A 21,589-nucleotide genomic window follows, 5' to 3' on the forward strand; every position below is an offset into this window, starting at 1 on the left:
CACTGCCGGGCATGCAAGTCGCCCTGGCCCAACTCTCTTCGCAACTGCAGCGCGGCCTCGCGCCGCTGTACGTGCTGCACGGCGATGAGCCCCTGCTGCAGCAGGAGGCGGCCGACGCCATCCGCGCCGCGGCGCGCGCCCAGGGCTACACCGAGCGCAGCAGCTTCACCGTGGCGGGCGCGCATTTCGACTGGAGCGCGGTGCTGGCGGCGGGCGGCAGTTTGAGCCTGTTCGCCGACCGGCAGATCGTCGAGATCCGCATCCCCTCGGGCAAGCCCGGCAAGGATGGCAGCGTGGCGCTGCAGCAGCTGGCGGAAGCCGCACGCGGCAACGACAGCACGCTCACGCTGGTGCAACTGCCGCGCCTGGACAAGGCCACCAAGACCGGCGGCTGGTTCACCGCGCTCGACGGCGCGGGCCTGGCCGTGCAGATCGACCCCGTCGAGCGCGCCCAGCTCCCGCAGTGGATCGCCCAGCGCCTGGCCGCGCAGGGCCAGCGCGTGGCGGCGGGCGAGGAGGGGCAGCGCACGCTGCAGTTCTTCGCCGATCGGGTGGAGGGCAACCTGCTGGCCGCGCACCAGGAAATCCAGAAGCTCGGCCTGTTGCATCCGCCGGGTGAGCTCTCGTGGGCGCAGGTCGAGGCCGCCGTGCTCAACGTGGCGCGCTACGACGTCTTCAAGCTCTCCGAGGCGGTGCTGGGCGGCCAGGTGCTGCGCGTGCAGCGCATGCTCGACGGCCTGGAGGCCGAGGGCGAGGCCGCGGTGCTGGTGCACTGGGCGCTGGCCGAGGACATCCGCGCCCTGAAGCGCGTGAAGGACGCCATGAACGCCGGCAAGCCCCTGCCCATGGCGCTGCGCGAAAACCGCGTCTGGGGCGTGAAGGAGCGGCTGTACGAGCGCATCCTGCCGCGCGCCAACGACGCGCAGCTCGCGCGCCTGCTGCAGGCGGCGCACCAGGTGGATGGCATCGTCAAGGGCCTCAAGCTCCCCGACTGGCCGGCCCAGCCCTGGCAGGCCTTGCAGCGCCTGGCGCTCCAGCTTGCGCGGCTGGGCATGGCGGCGCGCTGAAGTCGCGGGAAATCAAGCAAAAAGTGCTGCTGACGCTCGTGGTGTCAACGCGGGCAGCTATTGTTTTTGAAGCAATCAGGCGCCAGGCAGCACGCTACGCGCCTTGTCCACCCAGGCCTGCAGGTGGTTGAGCAGCTCGGAGCGGCTGAAGGAACAGCTCTCCTCGGTGAACAGCGCGCTGGCTTCCAGCCGGTCGAGCAGGCCCAGCAGCACCTCGCCGTAGCGCGGTGGCAGGGCGGTCAGCAGGGCTTGCTGGGCGCGTGCCGCATCGCCCAGGGCGGCGGCGCTCAGCTCGCCCCGGCCGTGGGCCGCCAGGGCGGACTGCAGAGCGGCGAGCTGGGTGGCGGGGTGTTCGGTCATGGCGGGTCTCCTGGCGGGATTACAGCGCGGGCCGCCGTCTTGTGTGCAACTGCGGCAAAATCCCCCCATGAACGCGCTCAACGTGGCTGAAACCACGCACACCCTCGGTTTACAGGCAAAAACGGCTTCGGCACTGATGGCCAAAGCGCCAGCAGCTATCAAAAACAAAGCGCTGCGGGCGCTGGCGCGCCTGCTGCGCGAGCAGACCGCAGCGCTGCAGGTGGACAACGCGCGCGACCTGGAGCGCGCCCGTGCCGCCGGGCTGGCCGAGCCCATGGTGGATCGGCTCAAGCTGACCCCCCAGGTGCTGGAAACCTGTGCCCAGGGCTGCGAGCAGCTCGCCGCCATGCCCGACGTGATCGGCGAGATCATCGGCCTGCAGCAGCAGCCCAGCGGCATCCGCGTGGGGCGCATGCGCGTGCCCATCGGCGTGTTCGGCATGATCTTCGAGAGCCGCCCGAACGTGACCATCGAGGCCGCCAGCCTGTCGATCAAGAGCGGCAACGCCTGCATTCTGCGCGGCGGCTCCGAGGCGATCGACTCCAACAAGGCGCTGGCGCGGCTGGTGCAGCAGGCGCTGGAAGAAGCCGGCCTGCCGCAGGACGCCGTGCAATTGGTGCAAACCACCGACCGCGCCGCCGTGGGCCACCTCATCGCCATGCCCGAGTTTGTGGACGTGATCATCCCGCGCGGCGGCAAGGGCCTGATCGAGCGCATCAGCCGCGAGGCCAAGGTGCCCGTCATCAAGCACCTGGACGGCAACTGCCACACCTATGTGGACGACCCCTGCGACCTGGAACTGGCGCTCAAGGTCACCGAAAACGCCAAGACACAGAAGTACAGCCCCTGCAACGCCACCGAGAGCCTGCTGGTGGCGCGCGGCGTGGCCAGCGCCTTCCTGCCGCGCATCGGCGCGGTGTTCGCCGAAAAAGGCGTGGAAATGCGGGTTTGCGCCGAAAGCAGGGCGCTGCTAGCGACTGTTTCAGGAGCGAAACTGCAGGACGCCACGGAAGCCGACTGGTCCGAGGAATACCTGGCGCCCATCATCTCGATCCGCGTGGTGGCGGGGCTGGACGAGGCCATTGCCCACATCAACCGCTATTCCAGCCACCACACCGAGGCCATCCTCACCACCCACCACATGCACGCCCAGCGCTTCCTGCGCGAGGTCGATTCGAGCAGTGTGATGGTCAACGCCAGCACGCGCTTTGCCGATGGCTTCGAGTACGGCCTGGGCGCCGAGATCGGCATCAGCACCGACAAATTCCACGCGCGCGGCCCCGTGGGCATCGAGGGGCTCACCTCGCTCAAATGGGTGGTGCTGGGCGAGGGCGAAGTGCGCACCTGAGACGGCGCACGGTGCGGCGATGAAAATCATCATCCTCGGGGCGGGCCGTGTGGGCCAGAGCGTGGCCGACAGCCTGGTGTCGGAGAAGAACGACATCACCGTCATCGACACCGACGCCGAGCGCCTGCGCGAGCTGGAGGCGCGCCTGGACCTGCGCGGCGTGGTCGGCAGCGGCACCGACCCCCGGGTGCTGGCCGAGGCCGGTGCGCGCGACACCGACCTGCTCATCGCCTGCGCCGCGCAGGACGAAACCAACCTCGTGTGCTGCAAGGTGGCGCAAATGCTGTTCAGCGTGCCCACGCGCATCGCGCGCGTGCGCGCCGAGGGCTACGAAGACGGCAGCGCCCTGCTCGGCACCAATGGCTTTGCGGTGGACCACATCCTCTGCCCCGAGGATTCGCTGGTGCGCTACATCGCCAAGCTGGTCGAATACCCCGAGGCCCTGCAGGTGCGCGAGTTCGCGGGCGGGCGCGCCTGCCTGGTGTCGGCGCGCGCGCGCCCCGGCGCGCCGGCCGTGGGCATGGAGATCCGCGAGCTGCGCGAGCGCATGCCCGACGTGGCCGTGCGCATCGTCGCCATCTACCGCCGCTTTCCCGACGAGCCCGACCGCTTCGTGCCCTGCGACGGCGCCACGCGCATCGAGCCCGGCGACGAGGTCTTCGCCCTGGCCGGGCGCGAGCGCATTGCCCAGGTGCTGGCCGCGCTGCACCGCCGCGAGGACCAGCCCGCGCGCCCGGTGCGGCGCATCCTGATCGCGGGCGCCAGCCGCGTGGGCGAGCGCCTGGCGCGCCTGCTGGCGCAGGAGGGCGAGCGCTTCCACGTCAAGATCGTCGAGGAAGACCCGCAGCGTTGCGTCGCCCTGGCCTCGGCTCTGCCCGAGGGCGTGCTGGTGCTGCAGGGCGAGACGTCCGACGAGGATCTGCTCGGCGAGGAGGGCATCGAGGAGGTGGACCTGTTCCTGGCGCTGACCGACGATGACGAGAACAACATCATGTCCTGCCTGCTGGCCAAGCGCCTGGGGGCGCGGCGCGTGCTGGCGCTCATCCACCGCCAGAGCTATGCCGACCTCATGCACGGTACGCAGATCGACATCGCTCTGTCGCCCGCGCAGGCCATGCTGGGCGAATTGCTGGCCTTTGTGCGCCAGGGCGACGTGCAGGCCGTGCACAGCCTGCGCCGCGGCGTGGCCGAGGCGCTGGAGATCGTCGCGCGCGGCGACCGCAAGAGTTCGCGCGTCGTCGGCCGCCGCGTCGAGGAGCTGTCGTTGCCGCGCGCGGTGCACATGGGCCTGATCGTGCGCGGCCTGCCCGACCCGGACGCGCTCGCCGGCGAGGACGGGCAGGCGCCGCCCGCGCAGCAAGCGCAGGAGCCGCAGATCATCCTGCCGCGCAGCCACACGGTGATCGAGAGCAACGACCACGTGGTCTTCTTCCTGCCGAACAAGCGCCTGGTGCGCGACGTGGAAAAGCTCTTCCGCGTGAGCGCCACCTTCTTCTAGACGCGCCCGCACCGGCCATGACGGACCTGCTTCCCGTTCTGCGCGTGCTGGGCATGCTGCTGTGCATGTTCTCGCTGGCCATGGGCCTGCCCTGGGCCGTGTCGTGGTTCCAGGGCGACGGCGTGTGGCAGGTGTACCCCGTGTCCATGGGCGTGGCGCTGCTGCTGGGCCTGGCGCTGTGGTGGGGGCTGCGCCGCCACCGGCGCGAGCTGCAGCCGCGCCACGGCGTCATCCTGGTCACGCTGGTGTGGGTGCTGCTGCCGCTGTGCGCCACGCTGCCGCTGTGGCTGGCCATGCAGTCCATAGGCCGGCCGCTGTCGTTCACGCATGCGTACTTCGAGGCCGTCTCGGGCCTGACGACGACGGGCAGCACCGTGCTCAGCGGCCTCGACGCGTTGCCCGCCTCGGTCAACGTCTGGCGCACCTTCCTGCAGTGGATGGGCGGCATGGGCATCCTGATCCTGGCCGTGGCCGTGCTGCCGCTGCTGGGCGTGGGCGGCGCCCAGCTCTTCAAGGCCGAGGCCGCCGGCCCGATCAAGGACACCAAGCTCACCCCGCGCATGACCGAGACGGCCAAGGGCCTGTGGGGGGTGTACGCGGCGTTTTCCGTGCTGTGCGCGGCGGCCTTCTGGGCGGGCGGCATGCAGCCGCTGGACGCGCTCATGCACATGTTCACCACGGTGAGCCTGGGCGGGCTGTCGCCGCACGATGCGAGCTTTGCCTATTTCGACTCGCCGCTGCTCGAAGCCATTGCGGTGCTGTTCATGCTGGTGGCGAGCTGCAACTTCGCGCTGTACTTCGTGGCGCTGCGCAAGGGCCACTGGCGGGGCTTCTGGCGCGACCCCGAGATGCGCGCCACCATGGTGGCGCTGGTGGGCGGTGGCCTGGTGGTCGCCCTGCTGCTGTGGGCCAAGGGCGTGTACGGCCCGCTGCAGGCGCTGCGCCATGGGCTGTTCCAGGTGGTCTCGGTGGCCACGACCACGGGTTTCGCCACCCAGGACTACCTGCAGTGGCCGGTGTTCGCCCCGGTGCTCATGCTGCTGCTGTCGGGCGTGGCCACGAGCGCGGGCTCCACGGGCGGCGGCATCAAGATGGTGCGCATGCTCATCCTCGTCAAGCAGGCGCGGCGCGAGCTCACGCGCCTGGTGCATCCGCGTGCGGTGCAGCCGGTGGTGCTGGGCGGCAGCGTGGTGGACAACCGCATGATCTTCTCGGTGCTGGCCTTCATGCTGGTCTATGGCGCCACCGTCATCGTGCTCAGCATGGTGCTGCTGCTCACCGACCTGGATCCGCTCACGGCGTTTTCCGCCGTGCTCGCCAGCGTGCACTGCACGGGCCCGGGGCTGGGCGCCATCGGGCCCAGCTCCAACTACGCCGTGCTCAGCGACTTCCAGCTCTGGGTGTGCACGCTGGGCATGCTGCTCGGGCGCCTGGAGATTCTGAGCTTCATGGCCCTGCTGTCCCCAGCGTTCTGGCGGCGCTGAAGGACAATCCCCCCAGCGCGGCTGCGCCGCTTTCCCCTCTGGCGGCCCGTGGGCGGGACGGGGAGCGGCGCCAGTGGTCTGGCCAAGCCCGTGGGGGAGGCTGCGGGCGCGATGGCGTCCCTAAAATGCCGCATTGGCCTTCACCAGGGTTTTTATGGTTCCGCATCTCATCACGGCCCTCACGGGGCCCATCAACGAGCTTGAACAGCGCATCATCGACTCCATGCCGGCGACCGAGCGCTGGTTCCGCCTGGAGTGGATGGAGCACACGCCGCCGTTCTACACCTCGGTGGACATCCGCAACGCCGGGTTCAAGCTTGCGCCCGTGGACACCAACCTCTTTCCCGGCGGCTGGAACCACCTGGCGCCCGAGGTGCTCCCCCTGGCGGTGCAGGCCGCCATGGCGGCCATCGAGAAGATCTGCCCCGAGGCGCGCAACCTGCTCATCGTGCCCGAGAACGACACGCGCAGCATCTCCTACCTGGGCAACCTGGTGCAGTTGCAGCGCATCTTCAACATGGCGGGGCTGAACGTGCGCTTCGGCTCCATCAGCCCGGAGGTGAAGAAGAACACCGTCATCGAACTGCCCACGGGCGAGTCCATCACCCTCGAGCCCGTGGTGCGCACGCGCCGCCGGCTGGGGCTCAAGCATTTCGACCCCTGCACCATCCTGCTCAACAACGACCTCTCGGCCGGCGCCCCGGGCATCCTGGAGGACATCCACGAGCAGTACCTGCTGCCGCCGCTGCACGCGGGCTGGGCTGTGCGCCGCAAGAGCCACCACTTCCGCAGCTACGAGGAGGTGACCAAGCGCTTCGGCAAGCTGCTGGGCATAGACCCCTGGCTCATCCACCCGCTGTACGGGCATGGCAGCGGCGTCGATGTGGCCACCGCCGCGGGCCTGGAGGAGTTGCAGACCCTGGTCGATGCGCTGCTCGCCAAGGTGCGGCGCAAGTACAAGGAGTACGGCATCCACGAAAAGCCCTTTGCCGTCGTCAAGGCCGACAACGGCGACCATGGCATGGGCGTATTCACCGTGCACGACGCCCGCGACCTGCCGGCCCTGGCCCGGCGCCCGCGCCCCCGGGGCACGGCGCGCGCCGCCCGCGCGGGGCAGGACTTCATCGTCCAGGAGGGGGTGCTCACCCAGGAGCGCGTGCACGAGGCCGTGGCCGAGCCGGTGGTCTACCTCATGGACCGCTATGTGGTCGGCGGCTTTTACCGCATCCATCCCGAGCGCGGCGTGGATGAGGATCTCAAGGGGCCGGGCGCGGGCTTCGTGCCCCTGGCCTTTGCGGCCGGCACGCAGTTCCCGCACCTGGGGGCCAAGCCCGGGGCCAGCGCGCCCAACCGTTTCTACATGTACGGCGTGATCGCCCGGCTGGCCATGCTGGCCGCCAGCTACGAGCTCGAAGCCACCAACCCGGAGGCCGAGACCTACGATTGACACACAGTTGTTGCACCGCAACAAACTGTGTCTTTTTTGTGCAGCCGGTGCTGCGGGTGATTCCCTCGGCGTGCGGGCTGGCGCAGAATCCGGGGCTTCAGGACCACCCGCCTCCCACGGCCAGGACTCTGCTGGCTGCAGGGGGTACTGCAGTGAACCACGCAAAATCCTCCACGGCTGCGCTGACCTTGGCAGCCATCGGCGTCGTCTACGGTGACATCGGCACCAGCGTTCTCTACACGCTCAAGGAGGTCTTCGGCTCCGGCCATGTGCCCTTCACGCATGCCAATGTCTATGGCGTGCTGTCCATCGTCTTCTGGACGCTCACGAGCATCGTCTCCATCAAGTACGTCACGCTGGTGCTGCGCGCCGACAACCATGGCGAGGGCGGGCTGGTGGCGATGCTGGCGCTGGCCTCGCAGTCGGTCAAGGACAAGGCCCCCGCGCTGCGCCGCTGGATGCTGCTGATCGGCATCTTCGGCACCTGCCTGTTCTATGGCGACGGCGTCATCACCCCGGCCATCACGGTGCTCTCGGCCATGGAGGGGCTGGACGTGGTCTCGCCCGCCTTCCGCCGCGCCGTGATCCCGCTGACCCTGGCCATCCTGTTCGTGCTGTTCTGGGTGCAGAAGAAGGGCACCTCCGGCATAGGGCGCTTCTTCGGGCCCGTCATGGTGGTGTGGTTTGCGGCCATTGCAGCGCTGGGCGTGTACCACATCGCGGGCCACCCGGAGATCCTCGGTGCGCTCAGCCCGCACCATGCGCTGCGCTTCATGCTGCGCCAGCCCGGCACCACCTTCATCATCCTGGGCGCCGTGGTGCTGTGCGTCACGGGTGGCGAGGCCTTGTATGCCGACATGGGGCATTTCGGGCGCCGGCCCATACGCATCGCCTGGTTCTCCATCGTCATGCCGGCGCTCACGCTCAATTATTTCGGGCAGGGGGCGCTGCTGCTCGAGCACCCCGCGGCGGTGAAGAACCCGTTCTTCATGATGGCCCCCGAGTGGATCACGCTGCCCCTGGTGGGGCTGGCCACGGCGGCGGCCGTGATTGCCTCGCAGGCCCTGATTTCCGGGGCCTTCAGCGTCACCAAGCAGGTCATCCAGCTGGGCTATCTGCCGCGCCTGCAGATCCTGCACACCAGCACCCGGGACACGGGGCAGATCTACCTGCCCTTCGTCAACTGGAGCCTGTTCGTGATGATCGTGCTGGCCGTGGTGCTGTTTCGGTCGTCGAGCAACCTGGCTGCGGCCTATGGCATCGCGGTGACGCTGGACATGACCATCACCACCGTGCTCACCTTCTTCGTCATCCGCTACGGCTGGGGCTATCCGCTGGCGCTGTGCATCGCGGCCACGGGCTTTTTCTTCGTCATCGACATCGCCTTCTTCAGCTCCAACCTGCTCAAGCTGGTCGATGGCGGCTGGTTCCCGCTGCTCATCGGCGGCGGGGTGTTCCTGCTCATGACGACCTGGAAGGACGGGCGCGAGCAGCTCAACGAGACGCTGCGCGCGTTCTCGGTCGATCTGCAGGACTTCCTCGCATCGGTGTTCGTGAGCCCGCCCGCGCGCGTGCCGGGCACGGCGGTGTTCCTGACGGCGCAGCCCGGCATCGTGCCCAGCGCGCTCCTGCACAACCTCAAGCACAACAAGGTGCTGCACGAGCAGAACCTGTTCGTCACCGTGCGCAGCCACGAACTGCCCTGGATCGGCATGGAGCAGCGGCTCGAAGTCGAGCCCCTGGGCCATGATTGCTGGCAGGTGGCGGTGCACTACGGCTTCAAGAACGACCCCGACCTGCCGCGCGCTCTGGCCCTGCTCACGGGCCGCGGCGTGGACCTCAACCCCATGACGACCAGCTACTTCCTCTCGCGCGACATCGTCACCCCGACCCCGGGGCCGGGCATGGCGCTGTGGCGTGAAAAGCTGTTTGCGCAGATGCACCACAGCGCGACGGCCGCGGCGGAGTTCCTCCACCTGCCGAGCAATGCCGTGGTCGAGCTGGGCTCAAAGATCGAGATCTAGGACTGCGCCTTGAGCGCCAGCGCCGCCTCATAGAGCTGGTTGCGCGGCGCGCCCGTGATGTCGGCGGCCAGGCGCACGGCGCTCTTGAGCGGCAGCTCCTGCAGCAGGCGCTGCAGCACGTCCAGGCCCTGCGCCGTGTCGGCGCTGGCGGCCACCGGGTGCAGCACCACGACGAACTCGCCGCGGCAGCGCAGCGGGTCTTGCTGCAGCCAGCCGGCGAGCGCGGCCGCGGGCAGGGTGGTGATCTGCTCGAACTGCTTGGTCAGCTCGCGCGCCAGGGTTACGGGGCGCTCGCCCAGGGCGGCCAGCGTGGCGGCCAGGGCGGCGATGCGGTGGGGGGCTTCGAGCAGCACGCAGCAGCGGGATTCGGCCTGCAGGCGCTGCACGGCAGCATCGCGTTCACCGGCCTTGGTGGGCAAAAAGCCGGCAAATACAAAGCCGCCGTCGTCGGCGCCGCTGGCCACCGCACCGGCCACGCTCAGCGCCGCCGTGATGCTGCTGGCGCCGGGCAGGGGCACCACGCGCAGGCCCGCGGAGGCCGCGGCGGCGGCCAGGCGGGCGCCTGGGTCGCTGATACCCGGCGTGCCTGCATCGCTCACGTAGGCCACGCGCTGGCCGGCCTGCAGGCGTTCGAGCACGGTCTGGGCCGCCTGGGCTTCGTTGTGCTGGTGCAGGGCCAGCCAGTGCGCTGCCGGCTTGTCGATGCCGTAGGCGCGCAGCAGGGCCTGGGTGTGGCGCGTGTCCTCGCACGCCAGGGTGTCGGCGAGCTGCAGTACGTGCAGGGCGCGCAGGGTGATGTCCGCCAGATTGCCGATGGGCGTGGCGACCACGTAGAGTGCGCCTTGCGGATAATGCTGCGCTGCCGCTGCCGCATGGGCAGCATCCAGGGCAAGGGCAAAAGAGGCGCTCAATGGGATTCCTTGGCAAGAACGATGCGGTCCAGGGCCGGCAGGCCAGTACGCGGGCCCAGGGCCAGGCCGCCGAAGACCGGGCGCTGGCCCACCTGCAGGCCGCAGGCCTGCGCCTGCTGGAGCGCAATTATCGGACACCGGGGCGTGGCGGCGGCGAGATCGACCTGGTCATGCGCGCGCCCGACGGCACGGTGGTGTTCGTCGAGGTGCGCAGCCGCACCAGCCGCGCCTGGGGCGGCGCGGGCGCCAGCATCGGGGCGGCCAAGCAGCGGCGCATCGTCTTTGCGGCGCGGCACTTTTTGCTGCGCTACGGGTCAGAACCAGCCTGCCGCTTCGATGCCGTGCTGCTGGAGCCCGCGCTCACCTGGATCCAGGGAGCCTTCGACGCCGGCTGAACGCGCCCCCGGGGCGCACAGATTGCTACAAAATTGATAACACACAGGGTATATCATGCGACCCTGCGCAAGGATTTCCCATTGATGATCGAGCAACGCATCCAGCAGCAATTCATCGACAGCGCCGACCTCAAATACCAGGCCGCCGAGGCGCTGGGCCGGCCCATTGCCGCGGCCGTGCAGGCCCTGCTGGCCTGCGTGACCAGCGGCGGCAAGATTCTTGCGTGCGGCAGCGGCGTCTGTGCGCCGCTGGCGCAGCAGTTCGTGGCCTGCTGCGTGGCGGGCTTCGAGCGTGAGCGCCCGGAATTCGCCGCCGTGGCACTGGGCAGCGACGCCGCGCTGTGGACGGCGGGCCAGGGTGGCGTGGCCCAGGCACTGGCGCGCCAGGTCCGCGCCCTGGGACAGACGGGCGACCTGTTGGTCGCCGTCACCGTGGACGGCCATGATGCGCAGGTGCTCGGCGCTGTGCAGGCTGCGCACGAGCGCGACATGTCGGTGGTGGCGCTCACCGGCCGCCAGGGCGGGGAACTTGCGGCGCTGCTGCGTGACACAGATGTATGCCTGGCCGTGCCGCATGAGCGTGCGGCGCGGGTGCGCGAGGTCCATGCCCTGGTGCTGCACTGCCTGTGCGATGGCATGGACGCGCAATTGTTTGGTGAACAGGAGGATTTGTCATGACTTTCCGATTCGATCGCAGCCTGTGTGCCGTGCTCTCGGCAGCAGCCCTGTCGGCGGCCCTGGGCGGCTGCGCCCCGGCCGTGCTGGGCGGCGCTGCCGTGGGCAGCATGATGGCGCTGGACCGGCGCACCGTCGGCACGCAGGTGGAGGATGAGGGCATCGAGCTGCGCGCGGGCAACCGCATCCGTGGCGTCCATGGCGACAAGGTGCACGTCAACGTCACGAGCTACAACCGCCAGGTGCTGCTGACCGGCGAGGTGCCCAGCGCCGAGATCCGCGATGCGGTCGAGAAGATCGTTGTCGGCGTCGAGAATGTGCGCAGCGTGGTCAACGAGCTCGCCGTGATGCCCAATACCTCGCTGGGCCAGCGCTCGAACGACACCTACATCACCGGCAAGGTGCGCGCCAGCCTGGTCGATGCCCGGGACCTGTCGGCCAACAGCTTCAAGGTGGTGACCGAGCGCAACACCGTCTACCTCATGGGGCGTGTGTCGCAGCGCGAGGCGGGCCGCGCCACGGCCATTGCGCGCAACATCAGCGGGGTGAGCAAGGTGGTGCGCGTGTTTGAATACCTGAGCGACGAGGATGTCGCCCGCATCCAGGCCGGCCAGCCCGTCAAGCCGGCCGAGGCGCCTGCCAGCGGCGAGGCCTCGCGCCCGGCGCAGTAACGGCGCAGCCCGGCGGCGGCCTCAGCGCAGGCGCCGGATGAGGCTGGAGGTGTCCCAGCGCTGGCCGCCCATTTGCTGCACGTCGCCGTAGAACTGGTCCACCAGCGCCGTCACCGGCAGGCGTGCACCGTTGCGCTGGGCCTCGGCCAGCACCAGGCCCAGGTCCTTGCGCATCCAGTCCACGGCAAAGCCGAAGTCGAACTGGTCGGCCACCATGGTCTTGCCGCGGTTGTCCATTTGCCAGCTCTGCGCGGCGCCCTTGCCGATCACGTCGAGCACCAGGGGCATGTCCAGCCCGGCGCGCTGGCCAAAGGCGATGGCTTCCGCCAGGCCCTGTACCAGGCCGGCGATGCAGATCTGGTTGACCATCTTGGTGAGCTGGCCTGCGCCGCTCTCGCCCATGCGCGTGAAGGCGCGCGCAAACGCCATGCCCACCGGCTGCACGGTGTCGAAGGCGTCCTGGTCGCCGCCGCACATCACCGTGAGCAGGCCGTTTTGCGCGCCTGCCTGGCCACCGGAGACCGGCGCATCGATGAAGCGCAGGCCCAGCGCGCGCGCTGCGCCATAGAGTTCGCGCGCCACTTCGGCCGAGGCGGTGGTGTGGTCCACGAAGATGCTGCCGGGGGCCATGCCGGCGAAGGCGCCGTCCGCGCCCAGGGTGACGGCGCGCAGGTCGTCGTCGTTGCCCACGCAGCAGAAGACGATGTCGGCGCCCTGCGCGGCCTCGCGTGGCGTGGGGGCCTGGCGCGGCGCAGCGCTGGCCGCGTACTCGGCGCACCAGGCCTGGGCCTTGGCGGATGTGCGGTTGTAGACCGTGACGGCGTGCCCGGCCAGCGCCAGGTGCGCCGCCATGGGGTAGCCCATGACCCCCAGGCCGATGAAGGCCAGTTTGCGCGGGGCGGTGGGTTCGTAGCTGCGGGGATTCGTGCTGGCCATGGTGAGGAATGCTCCTGTAGAGAAAAGAATGCCTGGCCCGCGCGGGGCGCAGGGGCCAGGCCGATGGTCCGGCGCCGCAGGCGTCAGACGATGACGAAGTGTTCCGTGCCCGACGACAGGTCGGTGCTCTTGGCGCGCTGGCTGGAGAGCTTGATCTGCAGGCGCAGGTCGTTGAGCGAGTCGGCGTTGCGCAGCGCGTCTTCGTAGCTGATGACGTTGGACTCGAACAGGTCGAACAGCGACTGGTCGAAGGTCTGCATGCCCAGGTTGCGGCTCTTTTTCATGATCTCCTTGATCTCGGCCACTTCGCCCTTGAAGATGAGGTCGGCGATCAGGGGGGTGTTGAGCATGACTTCCACGGCAGCGGCGCGGCCCTTGCCGTCCTGCTTGGGGATCAGGCGCTGCGAGACCATGGCGCGCAGGTTCAGCGACAGGTCCATGAGCAATTGCGCGCGGCGTTCCTCGGGGAAGAAGTTGATCACCCGGTCCAGGGCCTGGTTGGCGCTGTTGGCGTGCAGCGTGGCCAGGCACAGGTGGCCGGTCTCGGCGAAGGCCACGGCGTGTTCCATGGTCTCGCGGTCGCGGATTTCGCCCATGAGGATCACGTCGGGCGCCTGGCGCAGGGTGTTCTTGAGCGCGGCCTCCCAGCTGTCGGTGTCCAGGCCCACCTCGCGCTGCGTGACCACGCAGTTCTTGTGCGGATGCACGAATTCGACCGGGTCTTCCACCGTGATGATGTGGCCGAAGGAGTTCTCATTGCGCCAGTCCACCATGGCGGCGAGCGAGGTGGACTTGCCCGAGCCCGTGGCACCCACCAGGATGCACAGGCCGCGCTTGGTCATGGCCACCTCCTTGAGCACCTGCGGCAGGCCCAGCCCGTCGATGGTGGGCAGCGCCAGCGGGATCACGCGCAGCACCATGCCCACGCGCCCCTGCTGCACGAAGGCATTGACGCGGAAGCGCCCGATGCCCGAGGGCGAGATCGCAAAATTGCACTCCTTGGTGCGCTCGAACTCGGCGGCCTGCTTGTCGCTCATGATGGAGCGCGCCAGCGTCAAGGTGTGGTTGGGGGTCAGGGTCTGCGGAGAGACCTTGGTGATGGCGCCATCGACCTTGATGGCGGGGGGGAAGTCGGCGGTGATGAACAGGTCACTGCCGTTGCGGCTCACCAGCAGCTTCAGCAGGTCGTTGATGAACTTGCTCGCCTGATCGCGTTCCATCTTGTGTGTCCCTCTCGATTGGTGGGTGCCTGCCGCAGCCCTATTTCTGGTTCTCGCTCAAGCGTGCGCTCACGGCGCGCAGCCGCAGCGAGAGCTTGCGCGCCAGCAGGGCGATGAGGCTGGCGGCAAGCTGCGGGTCCTTGGTCATCATCTCGTCCATGGCATCGGCGCTGAGCACGGCGATCTCGCAATCGGTCAGCGTGGTGCAGGCGGAGAAACGGATGCCGCTGTCGAGCAGGGACATCTCGCCCAGGATGTCGCCGGGGCGCGTCTCGGCCAGGCGCAATTGCTCGCCCCAGGGCTGCACGCGGTCCACGGCGATGGTGCCCGTGAGCAGCACGATCATGAAGTTGCCGTACTCGTCCTGGCGGATCACGTCGCGGTTGGGCGGCACCTGGGCAAACTCGAAGAAGTGCTCCATGCGCTTGATGGAGTCGGCCTCCAGTTGCGCCATGTACTTGTCCTTGGACCAGATCATCTGCAGCAGCTTGCCCCCGCGGCTCGCGGCCATGCGCTTGGCGCCGATCTCCACGGCCCGTGCATCCCAGGGCACGAGCATGGAGGCATCGACGCCCTGGGTGGCGAAGGCGGTGGAGAAGAAGACGGAATCGCCATGCTCCTGCTGCGCCTTGGGGTTGCGCGAGGACATGCGCAGGAGGGCCAGAATGCCTTTCATCGGATGCTCCAGTGGGGGCCTGCGGCAGGCCGGTATCGGTGGGTTGGGTGGGGCGTCAGCCGGGGAAGTTCTCGGGGATCTTGGCCTTGCTGCGCGCTTCGGCGGGGCTGATGATGTTGCGGCGCACCAGATCGGTGAGGTTCTGGTCCAGCGTCTGCATGCCCACACTGTTGCTGGTCTGGATGGTGGAGTACATCTGCGCCACCTTGGCCTCGCGGATGAGGTTGCGGATGGCGCTGGTGCCCAGCATGATCTCGTGCGCGGCCACGCGGCCCGAGCCGTCCTTGAGCTTGCACAGCGTCTGCGAGATCACGGCCTGCAGCGACTCCGACAGCATGGCGCGCACCATTTCCTTCTCTTCGGCGGGGAACACGTCGATGATGCGGTCGATGGTCTTGGCGGCGCTGGAGGTGTGCAGCGTGCCGAACACCAGGTGGCCCGTTTCGGCGGCCGTCATGGCCAGGCGGATGGTTTCCAGGTCGCGCATTTCGCCCACGAGGATGGCGTCCGGGTCCTCACGCAGGGCCGAGCGCAGGGCGGCGGCGAACGACAGCGTCATCGGCCCCACTTCGCGCTGGTTGACCAGGCATTTCTTGGACTCGTGCACGAACTCGATCGGGTCCTCGATGGTGAGGATGTGGCCGTATTCGGTCTCGTTGAGGTGGTTGACCATGCCCGCCAGCGTCGTGGACTTGCCCGAGCCCGTGGGCCCGGTCACCAGCACCAGGCCGCGCGGCTTGAGCGCAAGGTCGGCGAAGATCTTGGGGGCGTTGAGCTGCTCCAGCGTGAGGATCTTGCTCGGAATGGTACGGAACACGGCGGCGGCGCCGCGGTTCTGGTTGAAGGCGTTGACGCGAAAGCGCGCCAGGCCCTCGATCTCGAAGGAGAAATCGACCTCCAGGAATTCCTCGTAGGTCTTGCGCTGCGCGTCGCTCATGATGTCGTACACCATGCCGTGCACCGTCTTGTGGTCCAGGGCATCGACGTTGATGCGCCGCACGTCGCCGTGCACGCGGATCATCGGAGGCAGCCCTGCAGACAGGTGCAGGTCGGACGCTTTGTTCTTGACGCTGAAGGCCAGCAGTTGGGTAATGTCCACGGTTCCCTCTGTCGTTTGGTACGCTCAATGATCATTATGACCACGATTGCCGACAAGCTTCAACAGGTGCAGCACCAAGTGGCGGCTGCCTGCGCGCGCGCCGGGCGCGATCCCGCCAGCGTGGCGCTGCTGGCCGTTTCCAAGACCTTCGGCCCCGAGGCCGTGTGCGAGGCCGCCCGTGCGGGGCAGCGCGCCTTTGGCGAGAACTACATCCAGGAGGCCGTGGAGAAGATGGCCGCCGTGCAGGCCTTGGGCGCGCCGGCGCTGCAGTGGCACTGCATCGGCCCGGTGCAGAGCAACAAGACGCGGCTCGTGGCCGAGCATTTCGACTGGATGCACACGGTGGACCGGCTCAAGATCGCCGAGCGCCTCTCGGCCCAGCGCCCGGCGCACCGCGCGCCGCTGCAGGTGTGCATCCAGGTGAACGTCGATGGCGGGCTGAACAAGTCGGGCGTGGCCCCCGAAGATGCGCTGGCATTGGCCGGCGCCGTGGCGGCGCTGCCACAGTTGTGCCTGCGCGGCGTGATGAGCATCCCCGAGCCGGCGCCGGACTATGCCGGCCAGTTGGCGCTGCACCAGCGTGCGCGCGCCGTGTTCGAGCAGATCCGGGCGTCGGGCCTGCGTGGGCTGGAGCGCTTCGATACCTTGTCCCTGGGCATGACGGCCGACCTCGACGCCGCCATCGCAGCGGGCAGCACCATGGTGCGCGTGGGCACGGGCATCTTCGGCGGAAGAACCCGCCCTGCGGCCTGAACGGATTTCATGGCAAATTGACCGCTGGTGCCCGCGCAGCATGCGCTGCCAGCTCTATTTTTTGTAGCGATCAGGTGGCGCCGAAGAGGCGCACGCAATCCAGCGCTTGCGCCACATCCTGCGGCCCCACGTCCAGGTGCGTGACCCAGCGCAGGCGTGTTTGCCCGCCATAGAGGCTGCTGGTCACGCGCACGCCGTGCTGCGCCAGCCAGGCGGTGAAGGCGGGCGCCACGTCGGCGTGCACGTCGGTGAACAGAATGTTGGTGTGCGCCGAGGCCACGGCCAGGCGCCCCTGCAGTGTCGGGTGGCTGCGCCCGGCCTCGGCCAGGCCGGCGGCGAGCTGGCGCAGCAGGGCGTGGTCGTCGGCGAGGCGGCGCACATGGTGCTGCAGCGCGTGCTGCCCGGCGGCTGCGAGCAGGCCACACTGGCGCATGGCGCCGCCCAGGATTTTGCGCGTGCGTTTGGCCTGGCGGATGAAATCGGCGCGGCCCAGCAGCAGCGAGCCCACGGGCGCGCCCAGGCCCTTGCTCAGGCACAGCGACACGGAGTCGAAGTGCTGGCAGAGGGCGCGCGCCTCGTCGTACACGTCGCTGCCCTGGGCCTCGGCGTTGGCGGTGGCGGCGTTGAACAGGCGCGCGCCATCGAGGTGCAGGGCCAGGTCGCGCGAACGCGCCAGTTGCGCCACATCAAAGATGTAGGGCGTGGGCAGCACCTGGCCACCGGTGGTGTTCTCCAGCACCACCAGGCGGGTGCGTGCGAAATGCGGGTCATCGGGCTTGATGGCGGCGGCGATGTCGGCCAGGCGCAGCGTGCCGTCGGGTTGGGTTTCCACCGGCTGGGGCTGGATGGAGCCGAGCACCGCCATGCCGCCGGCCTCCCAGCGGTAGGTGTGCCAGCTCTGGCCCACGATGGCCTCGTCGCCACGCTGGCAGTGGCCCATGAGGGCGATCAGGTTGGTCTGCGTGCCCGAGGGTGCGAACAGCGCCGCCTCGAAGCCCAGCAACTGCGCGGCGTACTCCTGTAGGGCGTTGACGGAGGGGTCGTCGCCGAAGACGTCGTCACCGAGCGGCGCTGCCTGCATGGCGGCGCGCATGGCGGGCGTGGGCTGGGTGACGGTGTCGCTGCGGAAATCGGGCATGGGCGGTCTCTCTCGTGAAGAAGCCACCCATGGTATCGGCCGCCGCGCTCCCTTGCCGGCTCAGGGGCGTGCCATCTTGCAGTCGGTGCCCTGCGCCAGTTCGTTGCCGGTGTAGGCCGCGTCGGTGCGGAAGCCGTAGTTCGTGCCTTCCCAACCCACTTTCACCGCCTTGCCGTCCACGGGCGCGATGGTGTTGACCACCTGGGGCAGCAGCAACTGGTGGTCGTCGCCGCGCATGCGCACCGGGCCGACCACGGAGTCGAAGCTCAGGTCTTCCAGGGCACGCGCGACCTTCACCGGGTCGGTGGACTGGGCCTTGTTGATCGCCGCGGCCAGCATGCGCGGCGTCATCTCGATGCGCGGCGCCAGGAACTCCTTGCCCGTCTTGGCCTTGTAGGCCTTGGCCAGCGCGTCCGCCTTGGGGCTGTCGGCCTGGCCGGGGTGCCATTCGGCCACCCAGGTGAGCTGGCCCAGCTTGGCCTGCGAGACCGCCAGCACCGTGCCCGGCACCGAGCCCGCGCTGTGGTTGAAGTAGCGCAGGTTGTAGCCCGCGTCGCCCGCCGCCTTGAGCAGCAGCACCATGTCCTGGCCCCAGTTGCCGGTGATGACCGAGTCGGCCTCGGTGCTCTTGATCTTGGCCACATAGGGCGCAAAGTCCTTCACGCGGCCGATGGGGTGCAGGGCCTCGCCGGTGAACTGGATGTCGGGCCGCGCCAGGCCCACCAGCTCGCGGCCGTAATGCGCCCACTGTTTGCCGTGCGCGTAGTCCTGGTTGAGCAGGTAGACCTTCTTGATGCTCTCCTGCTTCTTGATGTAGTTGGCGATGGCCTTCATCTTCATGGCCGTGTTCGCCTCGAACTGGAAGTGCCAGAAGCTGCAGGCCTTGCCGGTCAGCTCGGGGTCGATGGAGGAGTGGTTGAGCACCAGGATCTCCTTGCCCGGGTTGCGCTGGTTGTGGCGTGCGGCCGCCTGCACCAGCGCCGTGACCACCGACGAGCCCGAACCGCCCGTGACGATGGCGCGCGCGCCCTGGTCGATGGCGGCCTGCAGCGCGCTGAGGCTTTCCTGGGCGGAGAGCTTGCTGTCGAACTGCAGCAGTTGCAGCTTGGTGCCCTTGAGCACGCCGCCCTTGGCGTTGATGTCCTCCACGGCGAACTGGGTGTGCGTGAGCATCAGCTCGCCCACGTTGGCGAACGGGCCCGAGAGCGGGTCGATGTAGGCGATCTTGAAGGTGTCCTGGGCCGATGCGGCGCCGGCGCAGAGCAGGGCCGCGGCGGCGAGGGGAGTGAACAAGGCTTTCATGGGTGGGTCTCCGTGGAGGATGGTGGAAGGGGGGTGGAGGAGCGCGCGGGGCGACGGCGCGCCGTGCGCAGGCCCAGCACGCGCCAGGCCAGTTGCGAGAGTTCGCGCACTACCTCGGCCGGCGACAGGCGCCCGTCGGGCCGGTACCAGTGGTAGAGAAAGCCCGGCAGGCTGCAGGCGGCCAGGGCCGTGAGGCGCGTTTCCTTGAAATCGAGCATGCCGTCGGCGCGGGCCTCTTCCATCAGCGCGCACATGCGGTCGTAGAAGTGGTTGGCCAATTTTTTTTGCATGGCCAGGTACTCGGGGCGGAAGACCTGCGGCTCGCGGTAGGGAAAGAAGGCTGCCGGGTGGTGCTCGATGGTGGCGCGGATCAGCCGCTCTATGCCCTCGGTGACCTTGACATGCGCGGGGCGGCGGTCGTCCTCGGGGAAGTCCATGGCCGTGAAGCAGGCCACGGAGGGGCGCCAGCACAGCGTCTCGAAGATTTCCTGCTTGTTGTGGAAGTAGTAGTAGACGTAGGGCTTGGTCACGCCGAGCTGCTGCACGATCTGCTCCATCGTGGTGTTGGCGTAGCCCTGCCGGTCGAACAGCGCCTCGGCCGCCTGGAGGATGCGCTCGCGCTTCTCGTCCGTGCTCGGCGTGCTGGCCTTCTGGCGGCCGCGCGCCTTTACGGGCGGCGTGCCCAGCGCGGCGGGCGCGGTGCTTGGTGTCGCTTTGGTTATACCCATGGGTAGCATTGTTCTACCAAGCGGTATATATTGGCAAGACGCTGGCCGGTGCCTGGCCCTATGGCAAACCCTGATGCGGCACCGAGAACCGGCGGTTTTTGACACTCTGGAGACACCCCATGGCCCCCAACGCCACCCTGTTGCCCCTGCACGAACACCTGCGCCGCCACGCGCGCGCCACCCCGGACCGCACGGCCTACCTCTGGTACGGCCGCGCCATCACCTGGGCCGAACTCGATGCCGCCAGCGACGCCTTCGCCGCGCGCCTGCAGGCCCTGGGCGTCAAGAAGGGCGAGCCGGTGGCGCTGTTCATGAACAACTGCCCGCAGTACCTCATGGCGCACTACGGCATCCAGAAGATCGGCGCCATCGTCTGCCCCTGCGGGCCGCTGAACAAGGAGCACGAGCTGCAGTACCAGCTCGATGACCTGAAGGCGCGCGTGATCGTCGCCGCCGACGTGCTGCTGCCCGTGGTGGAGCAGGTGCGCGCGCAGACGGCGCTGCAGCATGTGTTCGTGGTGCGCTACGCCGAACTGCTGCCCGATGGCGAGCCGAGCATCACCGTGCCGGCCGAACTGCTGGCCATGCGCGCCAGCGCGGCACCGGTGCCCGCGGGCTGCGAGGACTTCCTCGCCGCCGTGCGCGCGGGTGGCCAACCCGCGCCCGTGGAGTTGTCCATGGACGACGTGGCGCTCATGACCTACACCTCGGGCACCACCGGGCTGCCCAAGGGTGCCATGCTGAGCTACGAGAACGCGCGCTTCAAGACGGCGGCCTCGGCCGACTGCAACGGCATGTCGGCCGGTGAGGTGCTGCTGGCCGTGGCGCCGCTGTACCACATCGCCGGCATGGTGATGGGCGTGAACCTGCCGGTCTACACCGGCGCCACCTGCGTGCTGCTCTACCGCTTCGACCCCCTGGGCGTGGCCCAGGCACTGGAGCGTCACCGCATCACCTGGTGGTACAGCATCGCGCCGATGAATGGCGCGCTCATGCAGGTGCCCGGCGCGCGCGAGATGGACTGGAGCGCGCTGCGCCGCAACCCGGTGACGAGCTTCGGCATCACCTTCACCGAGCAGTTGGCGCAGCAGTGGCGCCAGTTTGCGCCGAACTGCGTCTCGCACGAGGCGGCCTATGGCCTGAGCGAGACGCACACGGTGGACACCGCCATGCCGGTGGATGCCATACGCTGGGGCACGCAGGGCAAGCCCGTGCCGGGCAACCAGATCCGCATCGTCGACCCCGACACCGGCGCGCCGCTGCCAGCCGGCACGGTGGGCGAGATCACCATCCTCGGCCCCGGCAACTTCAAGGGCTACTGGAACAAGCCCGAGGCCACGGCCAAGACGCTGAAGAACGGCTGGGTGTTCACTGGCGACATGGGCCAAATCGACAAGGACGGCTACCTCACCTTCATCGGCCGCTTCAAGGAAATGATCAAGGTCTCGGGCTACAGCGTGTTCCCCGAGGAGGTCGAAACCATCCTCATCAAGCACCCCGCCGTGGCCCAGGCCGCTGTCATTGGCGTGCCCGACGCCGAGAAGGGCGAGGTGGTGCGCGCCTTCATCGTCCAGAAGCCGGGGCAGGAGGTGGAGGCTGCCGCGCTCGTGGCCTGGTGCCGCGAGAACATGGCGCCCTACAAGGCGCCGCGCGAGGTGCGTTTCATCGCCCAGCTCCCCGCCACGGGTGCGGGCAAGGTGCTGCGGCGCATGTTGAAGGATGAGTGACACCCCCCTGTGGCGCTGCGCGCCTTCCCCCCGCTCTCGCAGCGCTGCGCGCTGCGGGCAGGGGGACGCAGCCAGCGCGGCGGGGCGGCCCTTGCGCGGCTGCCCTGGTTGGGGCCACGCCAGTTTCGCG

The 21,589-nt window shown here is 68.8% G+C and carries 20 protein-coding genes; 11 read left to right on the top strand and 9 right to left on the bottom strand.

Annotation, left to right across the window (positions count from 1 at the left end):
• Positions 1–11: 11 nt before the first annotated feature.
• Positions 12–1,067: a DNA polymerase III subunit delta gene (gene holA, locus CGR01S_RS09355; RefSeq protein ID WP_042425675.1), complete on the top strand. Its 1,056-nt coding sequence runs from the start codon at positions 12–14 to the stop codon at positions 1,065–1,067.
• 75 nt (positions 1,068–1,142) lie between these two features.
• Here holA and CGR01S_RS09360 read toward each other — a convergent pair whose 3' ends face one another.
• Positions 1,143–1,427, bottom strand: a complete 285-nt coding sequence (locus CGR01S_RS09360; RefSeq protein ID WP_042425678.1) for a hypothetical protein — start codon at positions 1,425–1,427, stop codon at positions 1,143–1,145.
• A gap of 67 nt (positions 1,428–1,494) precedes the next feature.
• Here CGR01S_RS09360 and CGR01S_RS09365 point away from each other — a divergent pair, with 67 nt between their 5' ends.
• The 5 genes from CGR01S_RS09365 to CGR01S_RS09385 all read left to right on the top strand — a co-directional run bounded on the left by CGR01S_RS09365 (position 1,495) and on the right by CGR01S_RS09385 (position 9,228).
• Positions 1,495–2,775 (top strand): glutamate-5-semialdehyde dehydrogenase, encoded by a 1,281-nt coding sequence (locus CGR01S_RS09365; RefSeq protein ID WP_042425681.1) that lies wholly within the window; start codon positions 1,495–1,497, stop codon positions 2,773–2,775.
• Positions 2,776–2,794: 19 nt separating this feature from the next.
• On the top strand, positions 2,795–4,273 hold the full coding sequence (gene trkA / locus CGR01S_RS09370; protein WP_042425685.1) for a Trk system potassium transporter TrkA: 1,479 nt from the start codon (positions 2,795–2,797) through the stop codon (positions 4,271–4,273).
• A gap of 17 nt (positions 4,274–4,290) precedes the next feature.
• On the top strand, positions 4,291–5,757 hold the full coding sequence (locus CGR01S_RS09375) for a TrkH family potassium uptake protein (RefSeq protein WP_042425688.1): 1,467 nt from the start codon (positions 4,291–4,293) through the stop codon (positions 5,755–5,757).
• 154 nt (positions 5,758–5,911) lie between these two features.
• Positions 5,912–7,204 carry a glutamate--cysteine ligase gene (gshA, locus tag CGR01S_RS09380; protein ID WP_042425691.1) on the top strand — a complete coding sequence of 431 codons (1,293 nt, stop codon included), beginning with the start codon at positions 5,912–5,914 and terminating at the stop codon, positions 7,202–7,204.
• A 152-nt stretch (positions 7,205–7,356) separates the two neighbouring features.
• The gene (locus tag CGR01S_RS09385; protein ID WP_042425694.1) at positions 7,357–9,228 is read left to right on the top strand and encodes a potassium transporter Kup; all 1,872 of its coding nucleotides are present in this window, start codon (positions 7,357–7,359) and stop codon (positions 9,226–9,228) included.
• On the opposite strand, the gene rsmI is transcribed toward CGR01S_RS09385, so the two are convergent.
• Positions 9,225–10,139 (bottom strand): 16S rRNA (cytidine(1402)-2'-O)-methyltransferase, encoded by a 915-nt coding sequence (gene rsmI, locus CGR01S_RS09390; protein WP_042425697.1) that lies wholly within the window; start codon positions 10,137–10,139, stop codon positions 9,225–9,227. The two genes, CGR01S_RS09385 and rsmI, sit on opposite strands and share 4 nt — an antisense overlap.
• Here rsmI and CGR01S_RS09395 point away from each other — a divergent pair.
• The 3 genes from CGR01S_RS09395 (at position 10,139) to CGR01S_RS09405 (ending at position 11,880) form a co-directional block, all read left to right on the top strand.
• Complete coding sequence (locus CGR01S_RS09395) at positions 10,139–10,534, top strand: YraN family protein (protein WP_042425700.1); 396 nt, start codon at positions 10,139–10,141, stop codon at positions 10,532–10,534. The two genes, rsmI and CGR01S_RS09395, sit on opposite strands and share 1 nt — an antisense overlap.
• Positions 10,535–10,618: 84 nt before the next feature.
• Complete coding sequence (locus tag CGR01S_RS09400; RefSeq protein WP_042425704.1) at positions 10,619–11,212, top strand: SIS domain-containing protein; 594 nt, start codon at positions 10,619–10,621, stop codon at positions 11,210–11,212.
• Positions 11,209–11,880, top strand: coding sequence for a BON domain-containing protein (locus CGR01S_RS09405; RefSeq protein ID WP_042425706.1), 672 nt, complete (start codon positions 11,209–11,211; stop codon positions 11,878–11,880). Before CGR01S_RS09400 ends, CGR01S_RS09405 begins: the two co-directional genes overlap by 4 nt.
• Positions 11,881–11,901: 21 nt before the next feature.
• On the opposite strand, the gene CGR01S_RS09410 is transcribed toward CGR01S_RS09405, so the two are convergent.
• The 4 genes from CGR01S_RS09410 to CGR01S_RS09425 all read right to left on the bottom strand — a co-directional run bounded on the left by CGR01S_RS09410 (position 11,902) and on the right by CGR01S_RS09425 (position 15,811).
• Entirely contained in the window at positions 11,902–12,816 is a 915-nt protein-coding gene (locus CGR01S_RS09410) for an NAD(P)-dependent oxidoreductase (protein WP_042425711.1), read from the bottom strand.
• A gap of 83 nt (positions 12,817–12,899) precedes the next feature.
• Entirely contained in the window at positions 12,900–14,036 is a 1,137-nt protein-coding gene (locus tag CGR01S_RS09415; RefSeq protein WP_042425715.1) for a PilT/PilU family type 4a pilus ATPase, read from the bottom strand.
• A gap of 40 nt (positions 14,037–14,076) precedes the next feature.
• Positions 14,077–14,712, bottom strand: a complete 636-nt coding sequence (locus tag CGR01S_RS09420) for a cyclic nucleotide-binding domain-containing protein (protein WP_042425718.1) — start codon at positions 14,710–14,712, stop codon at positions 14,077–14,079.
• A gap of 55 nt (positions 14,713–14,767) precedes the next feature.
• Positions 14,768–15,811: a type IV pilus twitching motility protein PilT gene (locus CGR01S_RS09425; RefSeq protein ID WP_042425721.1), complete on the bottom strand. Its 1,044-nt coding sequence runs from the start codon at positions 15,809–15,811 to the stop codon at positions 14,768–14,770.
• Positions 15,812–15,847: 36 nt separating this feature from the next.
• Here CGR01S_RS09425 and CGR01S_RS09430 point away from each other — a divergent pair, with 36 nt between their 5' ends.
• The gene (locus tag CGR01S_RS09430) at positions 15,848–16,564 is read left to right on the top strand and encodes a YggS family pyridoxal phosphate-dependent enzyme (protein ID WP_042425853.1); all 717 of its coding nucleotides are present in this window, start codon (positions 15,848–15,850) and stop codon (positions 16,562–16,564) included.
• Positions 16,565–16,634: 70 nt separating this feature from the next.
• Here CGR01S_RS09430 and ltaE read toward each other — a convergent pair whose 3' ends face one another.
• From ltaE to CGR01S_RS09445, 3 genes are read right to left on the bottom strand one after another with little or no spacing between them, the layout of a single operon-like run.
• Positions 16,635–17,702 (bottom strand): low-specificity L-threonine aldolase, encoded by a 1,068-nt coding sequence (ltaE, locus tag CGR01S_RS09435; protein WP_042425724.1) that lies wholly within the window; start codon positions 17,700–17,702, stop codon positions 16,635–16,637.
• 60 nt (positions 17,703–17,762) lie between these two features.
• Positions 17,763–19,004 (bottom strand): branched-chain amino acid ABC transporter substrate-binding protein, encoded by a 1,242-nt coding sequence (locus CGR01S_RS09440; protein ID WP_042425727.1) that lies wholly within the window; start codon positions 19,002–19,004, stop codon positions 17,763–17,765.
• A complete protein-coding gene (locus CGR01S_RS09445; RefSeq protein ID WP_042425730.1) occupies positions 19,001–19,732 on the bottom strand; it encodes a TetR/AcrR family transcriptional regulator in 732 nt (243 codons plus the stop codon). Before CGR01S_RS09445 ends, CGR01S_RS09440 begins: the two co-directional genes overlap by 4 nt.
• Positions 19,733–19,851: 119 nt before the next feature.
• Between CGR01S_RS09445 and CGR01S_RS09450 the strand changes: the two genes are divergently transcribed.
• Positions 19,852–21,459 carry an AMP-binding protein gene (locus CGR01S_RS09450; RefSeq protein ID WP_042425733.1) on the top strand — a complete coding sequence of 536 codons (1,608 nt, stop codon included), beginning with the start codon at positions 19,852–19,854 and terminating at the stop codon, positions 21,457–21,459.
• Positions 21,460–21,589: the final 130 nt, after the last annotated feature.

The organism is Comamonas granuli NBRC 101663, from assembly GCF_000739995.1.
In the GTDB taxonomy this organism is placed as follows: domain Bacteria; phylum Pseudomonadota; class Gammaproteobacteria; order Burkholderiales; family Burkholderiaceae_C; genus Simplicispira; species Simplicispira granuli.

What these genes read in the sequence shown, in the direction of transcription:
- holA (WP_042425675.1), top strand. Translation starts at nt 12, where the DNA reads ATGCAAGTCGCCCTGGCCCAACTCTCTTCGCAACTGCAGCGCGGCCTC.
- CGR01S_RS09400 (WP_042425704.1), top strand. Translation starts at nt 10,619, where the DNA reads ATGATCGAGCAACGCATCCAGCAGCAATTCATCGACAGCGCCGACCTC.
- CGR01S_RS09410 (WP_042425711.1), bottom strand. Translation starts at nt 12,816, where the DNA reads ATGGCCAGCACGAATCCCCGCAGCTACGAACCCACCGCCCCGCGCAAA.
- ltaE (WP_042425724.1), bottom strand. Translation starts at nt 17,702, where the DNA reads ATGCCCGATTTCCGCAGCGACACCGTCACCCAGCCCACGCCCGCCATG.
- CGR01S_RS09420 (WP_042425718.1), bottom strand. Translation starts at nt 14,712, where the DNA reads ATGAAAGGCATTCTGGCCCTCCTGCGCATGTCCTCGCGCAACCCCAAG.
- CGR01S_RS09450 (WP_042425733.1), top strand. Translation starts at nt 19,852, where the DNA reads ATGGCCCCCAACGCCACCCTGTTGCCCCTGCACGAACACCTGCGCCGC.
- CGR01S_RS09360 (WP_042425678.1), bottom strand. Translation starts at nt 1,427, where the DNA reads ATGACCGAACACCCCGCCACCCAGCTCGCCGCTCTGCAGTCCGCCCTG.
- CGR01S_RS09430 (WP_042425853.1), top strand. Translation starts at nt 15,848, where the DNA reads ATGACCACGATTGCCGACAAGCTTCAACAGGTGCAGCACCAAGTGGCG.
- CGR01S_RS09365 (WP_042425681.1), top strand. Translation starts at nt 1,495, where the DNA reads ATGAACGCGCTCAACGTGGCTGAAACCACGCACACCCTCGGTTTACAG.
- CGR01S_RS09375 (WP_042425688.1), top strand. Translation starts at nt 4,291, where the DNA reads ATGACGGACCTGCTTCCCGTTCTGCGCGTGCTGGGCATGCTGCTGTGC.
- CGR01S_RS09415 (WP_042425715.1), bottom strand. Translation starts at nt 14,036, where the DNA reads ATGGAACGCGATCAGGCGAGCAAGTTCATCAACGACCTGCTGAAGCTG.
- CGR01S_RS09440 (WP_042425727.1), bottom strand. Translation starts at nt 19,004, where the DNA reads ATGAAAGCCTTGTTCACTCCCCTCGCCGCCGCGGCCCTGCTCTGCGCC.
- CGR01S_RS09405 (WP_042425706.1), top strand. Translation starts at nt 11,209, where the DNA reads ATGACTTTCCGATTCGATCGCAGCCTGTGTGCCGTGCTCTCGGCAGCA.
- gshA (WP_042425691.1), top strand. Translation starts at nt 5,912, where the DNA reads ATGGTTCCGCATCTCATCACGGCCCTCACGGGGCCCATCAACGAGCTT.
- CGR01S_RS09445 (WP_042425730.1), bottom strand. Translation starts at nt 19,732, where the DNA reads ATGGGTATAACCAAAGCGACACCAAGCACCGCGCCCGCCGCGCTGGGC.
- trkA (WP_042425685.1), top strand. Translation starts at nt 2,795, where the DNA reads ATGAAAATCATCATCCTCGGGGCGGGCCGTGTGGGCCAGAGCGTGGCC.
- CGR01S_RS09395 (WP_042425700.1), top strand. Translation starts at nt 10,139, where the DNA reads ATGGGATTCCTTGGCAAGAACGATGCGGTCCAGGGCCGGCAGGCCAGT.